The sequence below is a fragment of the Vibrio sp. YT-19(2023) genome (assembly GCF_033337395.1).
In genome coordinates this window covers 313,737-330,717 of sequence record NZ_JAWOQN010000001.1, presented here as the reverse complement: position 1 = coordinate 330,717, position 16,981 = coordinate 313,737, and the positions used below count along the sequence as shown (strand labels likewise).

The 16,981-nt window shown below is 44.6% G+C and carries 18 protein-coding genes; 11 read left to right on the top strand and 7 right to left on the bottom strand.

Going from position 1 to position 16,981, the window contains the following annotated elements; translation table 11 throughout:
- Positions 1-173 precede the first annotated feature (173 nt).
- Both R7E78_RS01550 and R7E78_RS01545 read right to left on the bottom strand, forming a co-directional pair.
- Positions 174-623, bottom strand: a complete 450-nt coding sequence (locus R7E78_RS01550; RefSeq protein ID WP_005380310.1) for a YaiI/YqxD family protein — start codon at positions 621-623, stop codon at positions 174-176.
- Positions 620-913 (bottom strand): hypothetical protein, encoded by a 294-nt coding sequence (locus tag R7E78_RS01545; protein ID WP_012841496.1) that lies wholly within the window; start codon positions 911-913, stop codon positions 620-622. Before R7E78_RS01545 ends, R7E78_RS01550 begins: the two co-directional genes overlap by 4 nt.
- A 931-nt stretch (positions 914-1,844) precedes the next feature.
- Between R7E78_RS01545 and R7E78_RS01540 the strand changes: the two genes are divergently transcribed.
- Positions 1,845-2,330, top strand: a complete 486-nt coding sequence (locus tag R7E78_RS01540) for a GNAT family N-acetyltransferase (RefSeq protein WP_262640592.1) — start codon at positions 1,845-1,847, stop codon at positions 2,328-2,330.
- On the opposite strand, the gene R7E78_RS01535 is transcribed toward R7E78_RS01540, so the two are convergent.
- Positions 2,290-2,589 carry a DUF3301 domain-containing protein gene (locus R7E78_RS01535; protein WP_005380315.1) on the bottom strand — a complete coding sequence of 100 codons (300 nt, stop codon included), beginning with the start codon at positions 2,587-2,589 and terminating at the stop codon, positions 2,290-2,292. The genes R7E78_RS01540 and R7E78_RS01535 overlap by 41 nt on opposite strands.
- A 13-nt stretch (positions 2,590-2,602) precedes the next feature.
- Positions 2,603-3,640, bottom strand: coding sequence for a DUF3549 family protein (locus R7E78_RS01530; protein ID WP_203346014.1), 1,038 nt, complete (start codon positions 3,638-3,640; stop codon positions 2,603-2,605).
- Positions 3,641-3,716: 76 nt separating this feature from the next.
- On the opposite strand from R7E78_RS01530, the gene R7E78_RS01525 reads away from it, so the two are divergent.
- Positions 3,717-4,031, top strand: a complete 315-nt coding sequence (locus R7E78_RS01525) for a YqcC family protein (RefSeq protein WP_005391784.1) — start codon at positions 3,717-3,719, stop codon at positions 4,029-4,031.
- 4 nt (positions 4,032-4,035) lie between these two features.
- A complete protein-coding gene (truC, locus tag R7E78_RS01520; protein WP_262640575.1) occupies positions 4,036-4,818 on the top strand; it encodes a tRNA pseudouridine(65) synthase TruC in 783 nt (260 codons plus the stop codon).
- Positions 4,819-4,885: 67 nt separating this feature from the next.
- Here truC and R7E78_RS01515 read toward each other — a convergent pair whose 3' ends face one another.
- The 3 genes from R7E78_RS01515 to map form a co-directional block, all read right to left on the bottom strand.
- Positions 4,886-5,269: a DUF3461 family protein gene (locus tag R7E78_RS01515; RefSeq protein ID WP_005380322.1), complete on the bottom strand. Its 384-nt coding sequence runs from the start codon at positions 5,267-5,269 to the stop codon at positions 4,886-4,888.
- Positions 5,270-5,411: 142 nt separating this feature from the next.
- Positions 5,412-8,036, bottom strand: coding sequence for a bifunctional uridylyltransferase/uridylyl-removing protein GlnD (gene glnD / locus R7E78_RS01510; protein WP_017636037.1), 2,625 nt, complete (start codon positions 8,034-8,036; stop codon positions 5,412-5,414).
- 108 nt (positions 8,037-8,144) lie between these two features.
- A complete protein-coding gene (map, locus tag R7E78_RS01505; protein WP_005380326.1) occupies positions 8,145-9,023 on the bottom strand; it encodes a type I methionyl aminopeptidase in 879 nt (292 codons plus the stop codon).
- A 384-nt stretch (positions 9,024-9,407) separates the two neighbouring features.
- Between map and rpsB the strand changes: the two genes are divergently transcribed.
- The 8 genes from rpsB to rseP all read left to right on the top strand — a co-directional run bounded on the left by rpsB (position 9,408) and on the right by rseP (position 16,966).
- Positions 9,408-10,136, top strand: coding sequence for a 30S ribosomal protein S2 (gene rpsB / locus R7E78_RS01500; RefSeq protein ID WP_262640574.1), 729 nt, complete (start codon positions 9,408-9,410; stop codon positions 10,134-10,136).
- A gap of 132 nt (positions 10,137-10,268) precedes the next feature.
- Entirely contained in the window at positions 10,269-11,114 is an 846-nt protein-coding gene (gene tsf, locus R7E78_RS01495) for a translation elongation factor Ts (RefSeq protein WP_005380328.1), read from the top strand.
- Between the two features lie 147 nt (positions 11,115-11,261).
- Positions 11,262-11,987 carry a UMP kinase gene (gene pyrH, locus R7E78_RS01490; protein ID WP_005380329.1) on the top strand — a complete coding sequence of 242 codons (726 nt, stop codon included), beginning with the start codon at positions 11,262-11,264 and terminating at the stop codon, positions 11,985-11,987.
- A gap of 100 nt (positions 11,988-12,087) precedes the next feature.
- A complete protein-coding gene (gene frr, locus R7E78_RS01485; RefSeq protein ID WP_005380330.1) occupies positions 12,088-12,645 on the top strand; it encodes a ribosome recycling factor in 558 nt (185 codons plus the stop codon).
- Positions 12,646-12,741: 96 nt separating this feature from the next.
- Positions 12,742-13,497, top strand: coding sequence for an isoprenyl transferase (locus tag R7E78_RS01480; protein WP_130545982.1), 756 nt, complete (start codon positions 12,742-12,744; stop codon positions 13,495-13,497).
- Positions 13,498-13,509: 12 nt separating this feature from the next.
- Positions 13,510-14,352 carry a phosphatidate cytidylyltransferase gene (locus R7E78_RS01475; RefSeq protein ID WP_005385351.1) on the top strand — a complete coding sequence of 281 codons (843 nt, stop codon included), beginning with the start codon at positions 13,510-13,512 and terminating at the stop codon, positions 14,350-14,352.
- Positions 14,353-14,402: 50 nt separating this feature from the next.
- Positions 14,403-15,608, top strand: a complete 1,206-nt coding sequence (gene ispC, locus R7E78_RS01470) for a 1-deoxy-D-xylulose-5-phosphate reductoisomerase (RefSeq protein ID WP_005391796.1) — start codon at positions 14,403-14,405, stop codon at positions 15,606-15,608.
- Positions 15,608-16,966 (top strand): sigma E protease regulator RseP, encoded by a 1,359-nt coding sequence (gene rseP, locus R7E78_RS01465; RefSeq protein WP_033905515.1) that lies wholly within the window; start codon positions 15,608-15,610, stop codon positions 16,964-16,966. Before ispC ends, rseP begins: the two co-directional genes overlap by 1 nt.
- Positions 16,967-16,981: the final 15 nt, after the last annotated feature.

Below are 16,981 nucleotides of genomic sequence, written 5' to 3'. Positions count from 1 at the left end.
AAACGTCGTTCAAAATAAACCACGTTGCATATTGAAGCTATGGTGAGCGAGATGAAAAATAAACAGAACAAAACAAATGGGAGTAAGAGCACGCTTTGGGTGCAATGCTGAGAATGAATTTTCAGGAATGAGCCAGGCTTTTATTTGCTGGCTCAATTTGAATAGAGTGAGGGTTACTTCTTAAATTTCGCCAAAATACGATCCAAATGGTTTGCAAATTCGCGTCGATCGGTTTGAGAAAGCGCGGCGGGCCCACCTGTCTGAATTCCGCTTGAACGCATGGTTTCCATAAAGTCGCGGATATTTAGGCGAGCTTTGATGGTGTCTTTTGTATAGAGCTCGCCACGAGAACTGAGGGCTTGAGCGCCTTTAGAGATAACCTCATCTGCAAGCGGAATATCTGACGTGATCACCAAATCGTTGGCTTCTACACGCTTGACGATTTCGTTGTCTGCGATGTCAAATCCCGCAGGGACTTGTAGCGAATGGATGTTGTCTCTTTTCGGCACAGGGACAACGTGGTTAGCGACAAACGTACATTCAATCCCCGTACGCTCGGCGGCACGCACAATGGTTTCGCGAATAACTTTTGGACACGCGTCTGCATCTACCCATAACTTCATGATGATTTCTCACTTAGCTTGGCTTCTAGCTCTTCAATACGAGCCACTAATTTTTTCACCGTGCTTTCTAGCGCTGCAAGACGATCATTATCGGTGTGCGCTTGTGCTGCGACTTCAACCTTGGGAACACGCTGAGCACTTTTCCAACTTTTTATTGCGGTGATTAATGCAGGCATTGGGACGGGCGTTTTCAAGCGTGCTTTCACTAACGCTACGGTTGGTTCTTTTCCTTGTTGTTGCAGTTGTTCCATTACCGCTTCTAATTCTTTAGTAACGTCTTGAGTTAACATTTTTAATCCTTAACAACGATATATCTATCATCATACGTTGAGTGCGCTAATTTGGCGAATGGCATTTTGGAGAGTGTAGTGTGAGAGATCTCTTACATAGGTTGTGAGAGAAAACGATTTCGTAAGCGGGAAAAGAGAAGATAAAGAGCTTAAGTTTATGATAAATAATGATTTAACAACTTGTTAACCAATGTGAGAGCCAAATATTTATCTTGGATAGATTGTCTATTTTTGGAAAAGGCGTAAATTGAGAGTTGTCAGCAGGAAGCAGACATGGAACAGGAAAGCACCAAGGATTTGGTTATCGTCAGGAAGACGATTTGGTTGGTCAGGATGATTAATCAAGCATGGAGCGTAGGACATTGTAAGGATACGATCATCAATAGGATGTTGATGACTAAGGATAGACAATGGACCCTCTAGGATTGAGGTTATGGACAGCATCAGGAAGATGCAAGGGACACCGCTCAAGGAACAAGTGACGTGTGCTAACGAGGAATGTTAGCAGTCAGGATGATAAGGACACCGCTAGGACGGCGACGTAAGGAATAAGCTGACGGAATCAGCCACTATTATGGATGATGCATGGAGCACTGTTAGTAGCCGGACTGCTGCGAGTAAGACCATGACCCCGATACTTATGTGTCGGGGTCTTTCTTATATAAAAACGATATCCAGTGTTCTCATTGAATTAAGCATCTCGATGTTGCTTGGGGATATCAATATCACAAAATATATAAATTCCTAATAACACTTAATAAAAAACAACTCAGATCAATATCCTTTCCAACCAGTTGGTTTAACTTTCGGCTTCTCTACAAGGTGTTATGCCCGCAATCATTGAGCATGTTCAGCTCATCGAGTTTGTGATCTGCGGATAGATTAAGTTTGTTGTAATCAAGGAACAGATGTGGCCATAGTAACCAGAAGAATGCTTCTTCTACCCTACAATGAGTCGTTGCAACTAGAATTCGTCATGCTGAATTGCTGTGCGAAAAACCGTGCTGAATTGAATGGTCCGTATACAGTTGCGTCTGCCAAACAGATGTTTGAGAAAATACTGGATGATGAGAACATTTATAGTATGGCAGTGCTAGAGAGCACCAGTCGTGACTATATGGGGCACGTGTTTATTGCTAATCTCGATTCCGAACCTGAATTAGGGTTTATTTTTGATAAATCATATTGGGGTAAAGGGTTAGCAACAGAAGCACTAAAAGCATTTTTCCCCAAAGCGTGCCCTGAATTGGGCTTGAATAAGGTGAAAGCTAACGTGAATAGCAATCATCAAGCTTCTATGGCAGTACTGAAAAAGCTGGGATTTGTTGAAACAAAAGAAAGTAAGGATATATATGGTCCTTACTTTGAAATGGAATTTACAAGCGATGCGGTGGTAGGTGAAAGTTCTGCGGCCTGAAACCGACCATGGTTAACTCTCCTTGGTAGCAATCGTCACCAAGAGATGAAAACTCAAATTGATACACCGTATGCCAACGCCAGACTCCGTCTGGCGTTTTTAGTTTATGGGCACCAAAGGCGATGCTGATTAATTGGAGATCCAATTGCTCACATTTACGCGTGATGGCTGCTTTTGCGAGTTCGGCTTGGCGACGCTGTTGCCAAAACAGGTAACAGAAAAAGCAGAGCCCTAAAATTGCTAAAAGATCACCAATCATTCCTGAACCTTTCTTAGCTTTTTGTTGTTTGTTGTAAGCTTACTAGCGCATTTGCTAGTTCCTCTGATGGGTTTGAATGCAGTAAAGGCAATAACACCATCCTTAACTCTGGCAGCATCACTAAATCGGCAAATAACTGATTAAATAGGGCTTGATTACCGGTTTGAGCTAAACGCAGCAAAAACTGTTCTGCTACCTTTTCATTGGCGAGTAAGTGCCAAGCGCGACCCGCCACACCAATCAATACCTCCTGATGGCTTAAACGAGGGCTATGCAATATCGCATCTAATACTGGAGAGGCGACTTCTGTTGGCGCACCAGCAAGGGCTCGGATAAGTGCTGAAAGTAGGAAGAGATCAGGTTCGCTACTTGCGATTTCTTGCTGTGCCTTTTCCGCGATACGTTCTGCTAAACGCTCTTGAAGCTCTACATGCTCAAGCGCACCTAATAGGGCATAAAGTGGCTCATTTGGTAGGTGGTTCAACGCTTTGCGTATCATTACCCCGTTTTGCTCTTTGTCCAAACGAGCGGCCATGTCGGTGATCCCTTGCAGACCTACAGTTTGCCAATTATCCCAGCCTAAACCTCCAGAGAAGTAATGCTGAGTGTGCTCATAATATTGGCTGGTAGGAAGATCGAGGTTCGCGCGGACCTGGCTATGAAACACGGCCATTTTGTCTTCGGAAGGTTTGAACGTATATGGGTTATTAGACAGCTTTTGCTGTTGCTCTTCAGAGATATCACCATTGAGGCGTGTTCCCATGGCTTCCACTACGTATTTAATGAAATTGCCGATATCTGATTGCTTTAACAAACCGCGCTCGTCCAATTCAAACTTTAGAAACCAAATCCAAGGTTGCTTTTGTTCATTCCAATAAGCGATGGCAAGGTGTGCTTTACGCTGCATTGGGAATGGGTACGGTGCTTGACCTTTTTCTACATCGGCAAACTCTTTCTTAGCGATGGTTTTGATACGACGACCAAGATCGAAGATTTGATAATCACAGCGGCTGTTTTTCAACAGTTGAGTGAGGGTTTGAATGTTTTCCATTAAATACGACGTCCTAACGTTCTTTTCACAAGAAATGGTATCATTCTCGGCTAATTCAAGGTTCGAGATAGAATTAATGGTAACAAATACTCAATTGGTCGACTTACTTCACCAACTTGAAACGCAGCTTAAAGAACATAAGTTGTGGCAACACACTAGGCCTTCAGAGCAAGCCTTACAAAGCGTGGAGCCATTTGCGATTGATACATTGCATCCTCATGAGTGGTTGCAGTGGATCTTTATAGACAGAATGCACGTGCTAGTGGAAAACAACCAACCATTGCCAAGAGGGTTTTCTCTCGAGCCCTATTTTTCAGAAGCGTGGAAGCAGGAACCGCAGTTCGCAGAGCTGCTTGTTACAATCCGAACCATTGACGAACTGTGTAAGTAAACGAATGCTAGAACAAGAAATAGCGCGATCTTCAGAACCAGTTGAGCTGGAGATCGTTTATCAGGATGAATATTTTGTAGCGGTCAACAAGCCTGCCGGCATGTTAGTGCATCGCAGTTGGTTAGATAAACACGAAACTCAATTTGTCATGCAAACTTTGCGCGACCAAATTGGTCAGCATGTGTTCCCATTGCATCGTCTGGATCGTCCAACATCTGGTGTGCTCGTGTTTGCTTTGTCGAGTGAAGTCGCATCACAAGTCATGCCGATGTTTGCTGAACATAAAATGGAAAAGACATACCACGCGATAGTACGCGGTTGGATTGAGGAAGAGGGCGTCTTGGATTACGCACTCAAAGTGGAGTTAGACAAGATTGCTGATAAGTTCGCTTCACAAGAAAAAGAAGCGCAAGAAGCGGTGACGGAATATAAGCCGTTGGCTAAAGTGGAGGTTCCCTATTCGACGGGTAAATTTCCTACAACGCGTTATTGCTTAGTTGAGATGAAACCTAAAACGGGGCGTAAGCACCAACTTCGTCGTCATATGGCACATCTACGCCATCCGATCGTGGGTGATACAACGCACGGGGATGGAAAGCACAACAAGCTGTATCGCACAGAGTTTGAATCTCATCGTTTGCTACTGCATGCTTCAGAGTTACGGTTTGTCCATCCATTTACCGATCAAGAGATTGTCATGACGGCCAATCTTGATGAAACTTGGCAGCAATTGTTTACTCGATTTGAGTGGGATGAACCGATAATCGGCGCAGTTAGATCTAGATAATGATTGAGTACAAATAAAAAGGGTTAGCACCAATGCTAACCCTTTTTAATATTTAAGACTTAACGTTTTACTTTAGTTTTTCAAGATCCGCTTCGATCTCTGCGATCTTGCTCGAAACGACTTTTTCTAAATGACGAAGGTCTGAAAGAATTTTCTCTTTTACATCAACCTCAGGTTGTTTCGTTGGCTTAGTGATTTTATTCAGTTCATCAATGACTAATGTGAGGTTACGGTTGATTTCCGTTACTTCTTTATATTTGTGACTGCCACTGTCCACAAGAACATTTTTGATTTGGCGCGGGTATTTGAATTTAACGCTTTTAGCGAACAGTTCGCCTTTTTGCTTGTGGAAATAGATCTTGAGTACGTCTTTGTGTGCTTCTTGGCGTAGGGAATAACGTTCAATCTGCTTAGGGTCGTGAATACCTAAACCAGTGAGGTGGGGATACATAGGCTACCTCTATTACATCGAATTGATATTGATATAACTGTAGCAGCCTATGTATGAGCTAGATAGCTGATATTTAGCCAAAATGCTTAACTTGTGGGCAAGATCGCTCTCGCCCTGAACCGAAAAGATTGGCAGGTTTGATCTAAGCTGCGACCTCATCAGATAACTTTTCGATCAATCTCTCTCTTAGCTCATCCTGTTGTTCTTCACTTAATCTTCCCCCTGCATCACTGGTTAAAATAAACAAGTCTTCTGCTCGCTCACCAATGGTGGTGATTTTTGCACCATGAAGGTTGATATTTAAATCAGCAAACGTACGGCCTACTTTGGCCAACAGCCCTGGTGTGTCTAGCGCGACAAACTCCATTAAAGTGTGTTTTTTACCTTTGGTTGGTAAGAAGTCGACTTTGGTTTTCACGTTAAAGTGCTGAAGTTTGTTCGGAGTACGGCGCGTTTTAATCTTGGTTGGTCGGCCTGCCTCCAGTACATGAGTGAGGTGTTTAATCACCGCGGCGTGACGAGACTCATCGATCGCTTCGCCATGTTGATCGAGTACCATAAAGGTATCAATCACGTGCCCATCTTTGCTGGTCATGATTTGCGCGTCGTGTACATTAAAATTACGCCTATCTAACTCCGCCACGACTGTCGCAAATAAAGCAGGCTGGTCTTTCGTATATACAAACACCTCAGTGCCGCCACGAGTGGCTTTTTTACTGATCAACACCAAAGGCTTAGTCGGATCTTCCATGCGAAGTAAGTGTTCGCAGTGCCACGCGATTTGCGTATGGGTATGACGAAGGAAGTAGTCAGCTTTGAAGCGTTGCCACAATACTTCAATTTCGCGCGCGGCAAACCCCTCTTTGCGCAGCATTGCGGAGGCCATTTGTTGATTGTGGCGAATTCGCTCACGCACATCGACAGGGTTCTCTAGGCCTCTACGTAAAGCACGTTGTGTGGAGTAATACAGCTCCGCAAGTAAAGTTCGTTTCCAAGCATTCCAAAGTTCTGGGTTGGTTGCACAAATATCTGCAACTGTCAGGCATACAAGATAATCGAGAGATTCTTCGTCTCTGACTTTTTTGGCAAACTCGGTAATGACATCAGGATCATAAATATCTCGGCGCTGTGCGGTGACAGACATTAATAGATGATGTCTTACCAACCAAGCGACAAGTTTCGCTTCGGGCTTCGATAAACCATGCTCAATGCAGAAGTCGTACGCTTCTCCTTCACCGATAATCGAGTGATCGCCGCCACGACCTTTCCCGATATCGTGGAAAATAGCGGCAATAATCAGCAGCTCTTTCTTTTGCATCCGAGGGTAGACGTCACAGCAAATAGGGTGCTTCGCATGATTTTCTGGGTCACTAAAAGTGTTGATGTGTTTAAGTAAGCGAATACTGTGTTCATCAACGGTGTAGGCATGGAATAAGTCAAACTGCATTTGACCAACAATCTGACTCCATTGCGGTAAATAGGCCGCCATAACCCCTAATCGGTGCATGAGGCTGAATGCTTTGTGAAGAGCATTAGGGTGACGACATAACGCCATGAACTTTTCACGCGCAGCAGGAATGGTGTGCAAAAACTTGTTGAGCCGACGCCGAGCGGTGCGCAGTTGACGCAGCGTTGGTGGGCTCACCCCTTCAATAGTTGAGTCGTTAGCAATATGTAAGAACATATCCAGAATAGTTTCTGGGCGAGCTTGGAACAATGCGGGTTTCCGCGCTTCAATTAAAGAACCGCGACGTTGAAAGTCCGTATCGAGAATCTCGGCACTTTCTGTCGCCCCACCATTAATGATCGCTTGGTCAAAGAGTTTGAGTAGCATTTTATTGAGCTCTGCCACACGACGAAGCGTGCGGTAGAACTCTTTCATCATCATTTCTACGCCTCGGTTGCCTTCTCCGACGTAGCCTAGATTTTCCGCAACTTGTGCTTGATGAGCAAAGGTCAAGCGGTTGTCATAGCGGCGAAGCTCCATGTGCAGAGCGAAACGTACTCGCCAAAGGAAGTCCTGACATTCAACCAATTCTCGGTATTCTGCGTCAGTTAAAAATCCGTATCGGCTCATTTCCAACAATGAAGTAGCACCAAAGTGACGTCGAGCGACCCAGCTTAATGTATGAATATCGCGCAGCCCGCCAGGGGTTGATTTAATGTCCGGTTCTAAGTTGTAGGTCGTGTCGTGGTAACGCGCATGGCGTTCGCGCTGCTCTTGAATTTTAGCGCGGTAAAACGTCTCACTTGGCCAGAAGGAGTCTGATAACACGACTTTCTTCAGTGCCTGAAAGGTGTCCTCGCTTCCACACAGCAGTCGCGCTTCTTGCAGGTTTGTCGCGACCGTTAGATCGGCTTTACCAATTTCAGCACATTCAGTAACGGTGCGAACAGCGTGTCCGACCTCGAGTTTTAAATCCCACAACAGCGTAATGAATTCGCTGATTTTTGCTTCTAATGCGGTTGGCAGTTTATTGTTCGACAGAATCAAAATATCGATATCGGAGAGCGGATGCAGCTCGCCGCGTCCGTAGCCACCAACGGCAACCAGAGAAATGTTGTAAATATCCTTGAAGCCAAAATGTTGCCACAAACGATTGAGAAGCAGATCCATATATTCAGCTCTGGCTAAAACCAAGCTTGTTACCGGATGATGATTGAGAAACTCTTGGTTTTGATTAGAGCTAAACTTCTCTAATTCTTGTTTGAGTTCACCGATATTGATTTGTTCATCGGAAAAGGTAAGAGGGGACTGAAGTGTCATATTTGCCATCCGTGCAAGCTAATCTAATAACAATCTAACAAATTTGCGGCAGATAAAAAATATCCCCGCCGAAGCAGGGATATAGTAAACAACGAGTGGTCGTCAGCTTTACGCGTTTTTCATTAGGCGAGGAATCGTATCGTCGCTACGAAGCGTCAGTACTTCACAACCTTCTTTTGTTACAACAATGGTATGTTCCCATTGCGCAGAGTTCTTGCCGTCGCCCGTGTAAACAGTCCAGTCATCTTGTGCATCAACAGAGCAACCAAATTTACCTGCGTTAATCATCGGCTCAATAGTAAAGCACATGCCTTCTTTTAATACGCGGCGGTCTTTGTTCTTGTAATGAACCACTTGTGGTTCTTCATGGAACTCATCGCCGATACCGTGACCACAGAAGTCTTTCACAATAGAAAACTTGTTGCGAGGATTGTTCTTGTTGTTCTCTTTGATGTACTTCTCGATAGCTGTACCGATGTCACCAACCGTTGAACCTGGCTTAACGGTACGCATACCAACATACAGTGCTTCTTGAGCTACCATGCACAGACGTTTGTTTGCAGGCGAAACATCACCGACTAGGAACATCTTAGAAGTGTCACCATGGTACCCCTGAGGACGCACGCTCAGATCGGCATTCTCATCATTTGGAACGATTACGGTAATATCAACGTTTAAGATGTCGCCATCTTTTAGTACCGCCGGCTTCATTTGGCCGTTGCTACCGATTTCGTCTTTTTCCGCTGGAATACCGTGGCATACGATATGGTTGATTGAAGTACAGATCGACTTAGGGAAACCATGGTAATCAAGCGGAGCAGAGTATGCACCTTTTTCTAGAGCGTACTCATGACAGATTTTGTTTAACTCTTCTGTCGTCACACCAACTTTGATGTGTGGTTCGATCATTTCTAGAATCTCTGCGGCTAGCTTGCCCGCAATGCGCATGCGTTCTATTTCTTCAGCAGTTTTAATCTTGATTGACATTGGCTTTCTCTACTTATTCCTAAGCACGTAAACGTGCGAATGGCCGCATTCTATCAGACATCGGGGCGTTAACCCAAGTTAGATAGGAATATGCATCATTCTTAATTCGATCATATGTTTAAAGTTTTGCTTATAAATAGGAGAAAGTGGCTCGGTGAAGAAATAATTTTTACTAGCCACAGTGAGCTAAAATATGGTATAAAGCGCGCCGGAATAGAGGACTGTTCTCTTCGTTTAGCAAAGTTAAGCGGCGAAGCAAGCTTCATCCGAATAACCTTTTATCTTTAAATCACACACATTCCGTCACATATTCCGGGGTGCTGAGCAGAAGCTTGGTCGGAGTTATGGGGAATGTGGAGGCCTAACCCCATAGAGGATTTTAAAATGGCAACTGTATCAATGCGCGATATGCTAAAAGCTGGTGTTCACTTCGGTCACCAGACTCGTTACTGGAACCCAAAAATGAAGCCATTCATCTTTGGCGCTCGTAACAAAGTTCATATCATCAACCTAGAAAAAACTGTACCAATGTTCAACGACGCTCTAGCTGAACTAGCTAAAGTTGGCGAGAAGAAAGGTAAGGTTCTATTCGTAGGTACTAAGCGCGCTGCATCTGAAGCTGTTAAAGAAGCTGCAATCGCAAGCAACCAGTTTTACGTAAACAACCGCTGGTTAGGCGGTATGCTTACAAACTACAAAACAGTTCGTCAGTCTATCAAGCGTCTAAAAGAACTAGAGACTCAATCTCAAGACGGTACTTTTGACAAACTAACTAAGAAAGAAGCTCTAATGCGTACTCGCGAAATGGAGAAGCTAGAGAAATCTCTTGGTGGTATCAAAGACATGGGCGGCCTACCAGACGCTCTATTCGTAATCGACGCTGATCACGAACACATTGCAATTAAAGAAGCTAACAACCTAGGTATTCCAGTATACGCTGTGGTAGATACTAACTCTAACCCAGACGGCGTTGACTACGTAATCCCAGGTAACGACGACGCGATCCGCGCTGTACAGCTATACCTGAACGCTGCTGCTTCAGCAGTATCTGAAGGTCGTAACAAAGACGTAGCTGCAGTTGCTGAAAAAGACGGTTTCATAGAAGCTGAATAATAGCGGCTCTGTGTCACACTTGGTCTATGTGAAACCTTTGTGTAGCATAAACTAAGTTATAGTTAGCAATGGGGGCCGACAATGTTAGGCCCCTGTTTTTTACCTTATTTCGAATCAAACGAGGAAGACAGAATGGCAACTGTAACTGCTGCTCTAGTTAAAGAACTTCGCGAGCGTACTGGCGCTGGCATGATGGAATGTAAGAAAGCGCTTGTAGAAGCAAACGCTGACATCGAACTAGCAATTGAAAACATGCGTAAATCTGGCGCAGCGAAAGCAGCTAAGAAAGCTGGTAACGTTGCAGCTGAAGGCGCAATCATCATCAAAGAAGAAAACGGCGTTGCTGTTCTTCTTGAAGTTAACTGCCAAACTGACTTCGTTGCTAAAGACGGTAACTTCACTGCATTCGCAGAAGAAGTTGCAGCTGCAGCTCTAGCTTCAAAAGCTTCTGTTGAAGAACTACAAGCACAATTCGAAGACGCACGTGTAGCTCTAGTAGCTAAAATCGGTGAAAACATCACTATCCGTCGCGTAGAATACGTTCAAGGCACTGCAATCGCTTCTTACCGTCACGGTGAGAAAATCGGTGTTGTTGTTGCTGGTGAAGGCGACGCAGAAACTCTTAAGCACGTTGCAATGCACGTTGCTGCTTCTAAGCCAGAGTTCGTTAACCCAGAAGACGTACCAGCTGACGTAGTAGAAAAAGAGAAAGCGGTTCAAGTTGAAATCGCAATGAACGAAGGCAAGCCTGCTGAAATCGCTGAGAAGATGGTTGTTGGCCGCATGAAGAAATTCACTGGCGAGATCTCTCTAACAGGTCAAGCTTTCATCATGGAGCCTAAGAAAACTGTAGGCGAAATGCTGAAAGAAAAAGGCGCTTCAGTTTCTACGTTCGTTCGCCTAGAAGTAGGTGAAGGTATCGAGAAGAAAGAAGAAATGAGCTTCGCTGAAGAAGTTGCAGCAGCTCAAAAAGGTTAATCCTTAGAGACTGTATAAAGATTAGACCGTAGCCAAGGCTGCGGTCTTTTTATGAGCAGTGAACGATTAGCCGTGATGAATAGCCATAACTGAAGTTGTGTCTATTCATGACTGTTAATCAACAACTCTCTTTGGAAGGTAAACTCCATGACTACGAACCCTAAACCAGCGTATCAACGTATTCTATTAAAACTGAGTGGTGAAGCTCTTCAAGGTGAAGACGGTTTTGGTATTGATCCTGCGGTCCTTGATCGTATGGCACAAGAAGTTAAAGAACTGGTTGAACTGGGTGTTCAGGTTGGTGTAGTTATCGGTGGCGGTAACTTGTTCCGTGGTGCAGGCCTAGCTGAAGCTGGTATGAACCGCGTAGTTGGTGACCACATGGGTATGCTTGCTACAGTAATGAATGGCCTAGCGATGCGTGATGCTCTTCACCGTGCATACGTAAATGCGCGCGTTATGTCTGCAATCCCTCTAAAAGGCGTATGTGACGACTATAATTGGGCTGATGCGATCCGTGAGCTTCGCCAAGGCCGAGTTGTCATCTTCTCTGCTGGTACTGGTAACCCGTTCTTTACAACGGATTCTGCTGCTTGTTTACGTGGTATCGAAATTGAAGCGGATGTCGTACTAAAAGCGACGAAAGTTGATGGTGTATTTACTGCTGACCCTGTAGCAAACCCAGACGCAGAGCTGTATGATAAGCTATCTTATGCAGAAGTTCTGGATAAAGAGCTGAAAGTTATGGACTTGGCGGCGTTTACGCTAGCTCGTGACCACAAAATGCCAATCCGCGTATTTAATATGAACAAGCCAGGCGCACTACGTCGCGTGGTTATGGGCGAAGCAGAAGGCACGCTCATCAACGAATAAGCTTGGCTTAAGGTGCCACTCCAAAGCGTTAGGGTGGTGCTTGCTTTGCTCAACCGTTTTAGGCTTTCTTCAGGAAAGATGACATTTTTAAGGTGAAACTGTGATTAACGAAATCAAAAAAGACGCGCAAGAGCGCATGGATAAAAGCGTTGAAGCGCTTAAGAACAACCTTTCTAAAATTCGTACAGGTCGTGCACACCCAAGCCTACTATCTGGTATTTCTGTAGAATACTACGGTGCAGCAACACCTCTAAACCAAGTAGCAAACGTTATTGCTGAAGATGCACGTACACTTGCAATCACGGTTTTTGATAAAGAGCTGACGCCGAAAGTAGAAAAAGCGATCATGACGTCTGACCTTGGTCTAAACCCTATGTCAGCTGGCACTATCATCCGCGTTCCACTTCCACCGCTAACGGAAGAACGTCGTAAAGACCTAGTTAAGATCGTTCGTGGTGAAGCTGAAGGTGGTCGTGTTGCTGTTCGTAACATCCGTCGTGACGCAAACAACGATCTTAAAGCGCTTCTAAAAGATAAAGAAATCTCTGAAGATGAAGACCGTAAAGCACAAGACGAAATTCAAAAGCTAACTGACGTTGCAGTTAAGAAGATCGATGAAGTTCTTGCTGCAAAAGAAAAAGAGTTGATGGAAGTTTAATACTCCCACACACATCACTGTTGGAAAACGCTGTGCTCACAGCTCAGCGTTTTTTTATGTTAGTCTATCCAACTGATGGAACTCAATTAACTCCCTATGCAAAATTCTCAAGCCTTCTCTGATTCCCTTCCTAAGCATATTGCCATCATTATGGACGGTAATGGCCGTTGGGCTAAGTCCAAAGGAAAACCTCGCGTATTTGGTCATAAAAAAGGCGTTAGTGCCGTTCGTAAGACCGTGGCTGCTGCTTCAAAACTAGGCATTAGAGCCATGACGCTGTTTGCTTTTAGTAGTGAAAACTGGCGTCGTCCGGAGGAAGAAGTGGGTCTTTTGATGGAACTGTTTATCACGGTCCTGTCTAGTGAAGTAAAAAAACTACACAAAAATAACTTACGGTTGCGCGTGATCGGTGATACCAGTCGATTTAGTGAGCGTCTACAAAATAAAATTGTAGAAGCAGAAAACCTAACGGCAGATAACACGGGTATGGTGATCAACATTGCAGCCAACTATGGCGGTAAATGGGACATCACAGAAGCTGCTAAAACGTTAGCGCTAAAAGCACGTAACGGTGAAATTCGTGTAGAGGATATCAATGAGCAGCTAATCACTGAGCATTTGACCATGGCAGACCTACCGGAAGTGGATCTTTTAATTCGCACCAGTGGAGAGTGCCGCATCAGCAACTTTATGTTGTGGCAAATGGCTTATGCAGAAATGTACTTTACACCAGAGTACTGGCCAGAATTCGATGAAGACAGTTTGGTAGAAGCTGTAACTTGGTTTATCAACCGAGAACGTCGTTTTGGCTGTACAGGTGAACAAATAAAGGCATTGATGGCAGCTCAATAAGGACTAGTTAGTTTGAAACAGAGAATAATAACAGCACTAATTTTAGCTCCCCTGGTTATTTTAGGCATTTTTAAATTACCGCTAATGGGCTTTATTGCCGCTTTAACTGCAATAACGCTATTAGGTTTTTGGGAGTGGACTCAGTTTACAGGAAGCAACTCTCGCATTGCTGCCCTTGTGCCGGCAATCATTATTACCGGACTTAGTTTTCTATACATCTCGCCTGATGCATATAGCCTCAATCACTTAACGACACCTCATTATGTCGTCTTGGGTATTGGTTTTGTTTGGTGGATTATTGCTAGCTTAATGGCGATTACTTACCCCAAAACGACGAAATCTTGGCAAAGTAATTTTGTTTTACGTCATGTATTTGGTTTTCTGACATTAATCCCATTCCTTTGGAGTGTGATTATTCTCAGAGCGTATGACATCACTGTAGATCCATACCACGGCGCAAAGCTTGTGTTGTACGTTTGTTTCTTGGTATGGGCTGCAGATAGCGGCGCCTACTTTGCAGGCAAAAGCTTAGGCAAACGTAAGATGGCTCCTCATGTAAGCCCCAATAAAACCATTGAAGGGCTAATTGGTGGCATTATCACGGCATTAATCGTAGCGTGGGCATTTGCTGATTGGTTCGATATCCAGTTCACTAGCCCTGTCCATATGGTGCTGATTACGCTGGTTACTGTCGTTATTTCAGTGCTTGGTGATCTGGTTGAAAGTATGTTCAAACGTGTCTCAGGCATTAAAGACAGCAGTAACATTATCCCAGGGCACGGTGGTGTGCTAGATCGTATCGACAGCCTAACCGCAGCATTCCCAGTTTTTGCTCTTCTTTACTACGTATTCTAATTTATCAGGAGCGGCGTCGTCGCTCCTGAGCTTTCTAACGGTCTTACAACATGCAAAAGTTAACGATTCTTGGTGCTACTGGATCAATTGGTGCAAGCACGCTTAAAGTGGTCGAACAAAACCCAGATCTGTTTTCTGTCGTTGCCTTAGCGGCAAGCACTAACGTTGAAAAGATGATCGGTCTATGTCGTCAGTGGCAACCTAAATATGCGGTCATGGCAGATAAAGCTGCGGCGTCTCAACTTCAAGCTGAGCTACACTCGGTTTCGCCAGGTACCGAAGTGCTAGGTGGTACTGATGCGCTATGTCATATAGCTTCGCTGGACGAGGTCGACAGTGTAATGGCTGCTATTGTAGGAGCCGCTGGCTTATTGCCTACCATGGCTGCCGTGAAAGCAGGTAAGCGAGTCTTGTTGGCAAATAAAGAAGCACTTGTAATGTCAGGCCAGCTATTTATTGATGCTGTAGAAGAATTTGGCGCAGAGTTACTTCCCGTCGACAGTGAACACAACGCCATTTTCCAATGTTTACCACAGCAAGTACAAACCAATCTAGGTCGTTGCAATTTACAAGAACATGGCATTTCTCATATTTTGTTGACTGGATCTGGTGGTCCTTTCCGTTACACTGACATCGCAGAACTGGAGCAGGTGACACCCGCTCAGGCGATCGCTCATCCAAACTGGTCGATGGGGCCAAAAATTTCTGTTGATTCTGCCACGATGATGAATAAAGGCCTTGAGTATATCGAAGCTAAGTGGCTATTTAATGCTGCTCGCGAACAACTGAAGGTGGTTATTCATCCTCAATCTGTGATTCATTCTATGGTTCAGTATCGTGATGGTTCGGTCTTGGCACAAATGGGAGAAGCGGATATGGCGACGCCAATTGCGCTCACCATGTCATACCCGTCAAGAGTAGAAGCTGGGGTTAAGCCGCTAGACTTCACGAAAGTTGGTGAGCTGACGTTTTTGCAGCCTGACTTTGCTCGTTACCCATGTTTAAAACTCGCAATTGATGCTTGTTATGAAGGTCAACACGCAACAACGGCATTGAATGCAGCTAATGAAGTCGCTGTTGATGCATTTTTAAATAACAGACTAGGTTTTACCGATATTGCTCGCATCAATGAGTCTGTGTTGAATAAAATCAACGCAAGCTGCAAAGCTGAGAATGCGAATAGCTTGGAAAGCTTGCTCGAGCTAGATAGAATGGCACGAACTATTGCCCTAGAAACCATACGCGAGCGTAGCTGATGACTGGTATATTGTGGAATCTCATTTCTTTTATCGTCGCACTGGGCATTCTTGTTGCCGTGCACGAATTTGGGCATTTTTGGGTTGCTCGCCGTTGCGGCGTTAAAGTTGAAAAGTTTTCAATCGGTTTCGGCAAGTCTATTTGGAGTAAAGTAGGCAAAGACGGAACGGAGTACAGCATCTCAATGATCCCTCTCGGCGGCTATGTGAAAATGGTTGATAGCCGTGTCGATGAGGTGCCAGAGCATGAGAAGCACCTAGCGTTTGATAAGAAGCCGTTATGGAAGCGAACCTCTATTGTTGCGGCTGGCCCCATCTTTAATTTTATTTTCGCAATTTTTGCCTATTGGCTGGTATTTCTAATTGGTATCCCAGCTGTTAAGCCTGTAATTGGTGAAGTTACGCCCAATTCGATTGTTGCGGAAGCTGGAATTGAATCTGGAATGGAACTTAAATCGATATCTGGTATCAAAACTCCGGATTGGGAATCAGTAAATATGGGATTGATTTCTCATATTGGCGATGATTTGATGACGGTAACACTAACGTCAGCGAATGAAGTTGGTTCAGAAGTAACGAAAACGCTCGATTTACGTGAGTGGAAGTTTGACCCAGAAACTCAGTCAGCGATGCAGTCGTTAGGTTTTGCTCCGTATACACCGGAGGTGTATCGAGTTATCGAGCAGGTCTCGCAAGGTGGAGCGGCGGAAAAAGCCGGTGTGCTTCCAGGTGATGAGGTTGTCGCAATTGGTCAACAACGAGTAACCGAATGGAAGCAAGTGGTTGAAGCGGTTCGTTCTAATCCTGATACACCGCTTGAATTGACGGTGTTACGTCAGGGTTATGAGCAAACATTGACGCTGACGCCCGGTAGCCGTGAGCTAGCTAACAAAGAAGTCGTTGGTTTTGCAGGTATTGCACCTAAAGTCGCAGAATGGCCAGAAAGTTATCGCTTCGATCTTCAGTTTGGTGTATTCGAGTCAATAGGTAAAGCAGTAGACAAAACTGGCCAAGTCATTGGTTTGACAATCAGCATGCTTAAGAAGCTGATTGTTGGAGACGTTGGTCTGAATAATCTGAGTGGACCAATATCAATAGCCAAAGGCGCAGGCGCGACAGCAGATTATGGTTTGGTCTACTTTTTAGGTTTTCTCGCTCTAATTAGTGTTAACCTAGGTATTATTAATCTCGTTCCTTTACCAATGTTGGATGGCGGTCATTTGTTGTTTTTTGCAATTGAAGCAGTCATTCGACGTCCTGTTCCTGAGAAAGTGCAGGAAATGGGCTTTAGAATTGGTGGTGCGATCATCTTCTCGCTCATGGCGTTAGCGCTATTTAATGATTTTACTCGTCTGTGATAGTTCAGAGACAAA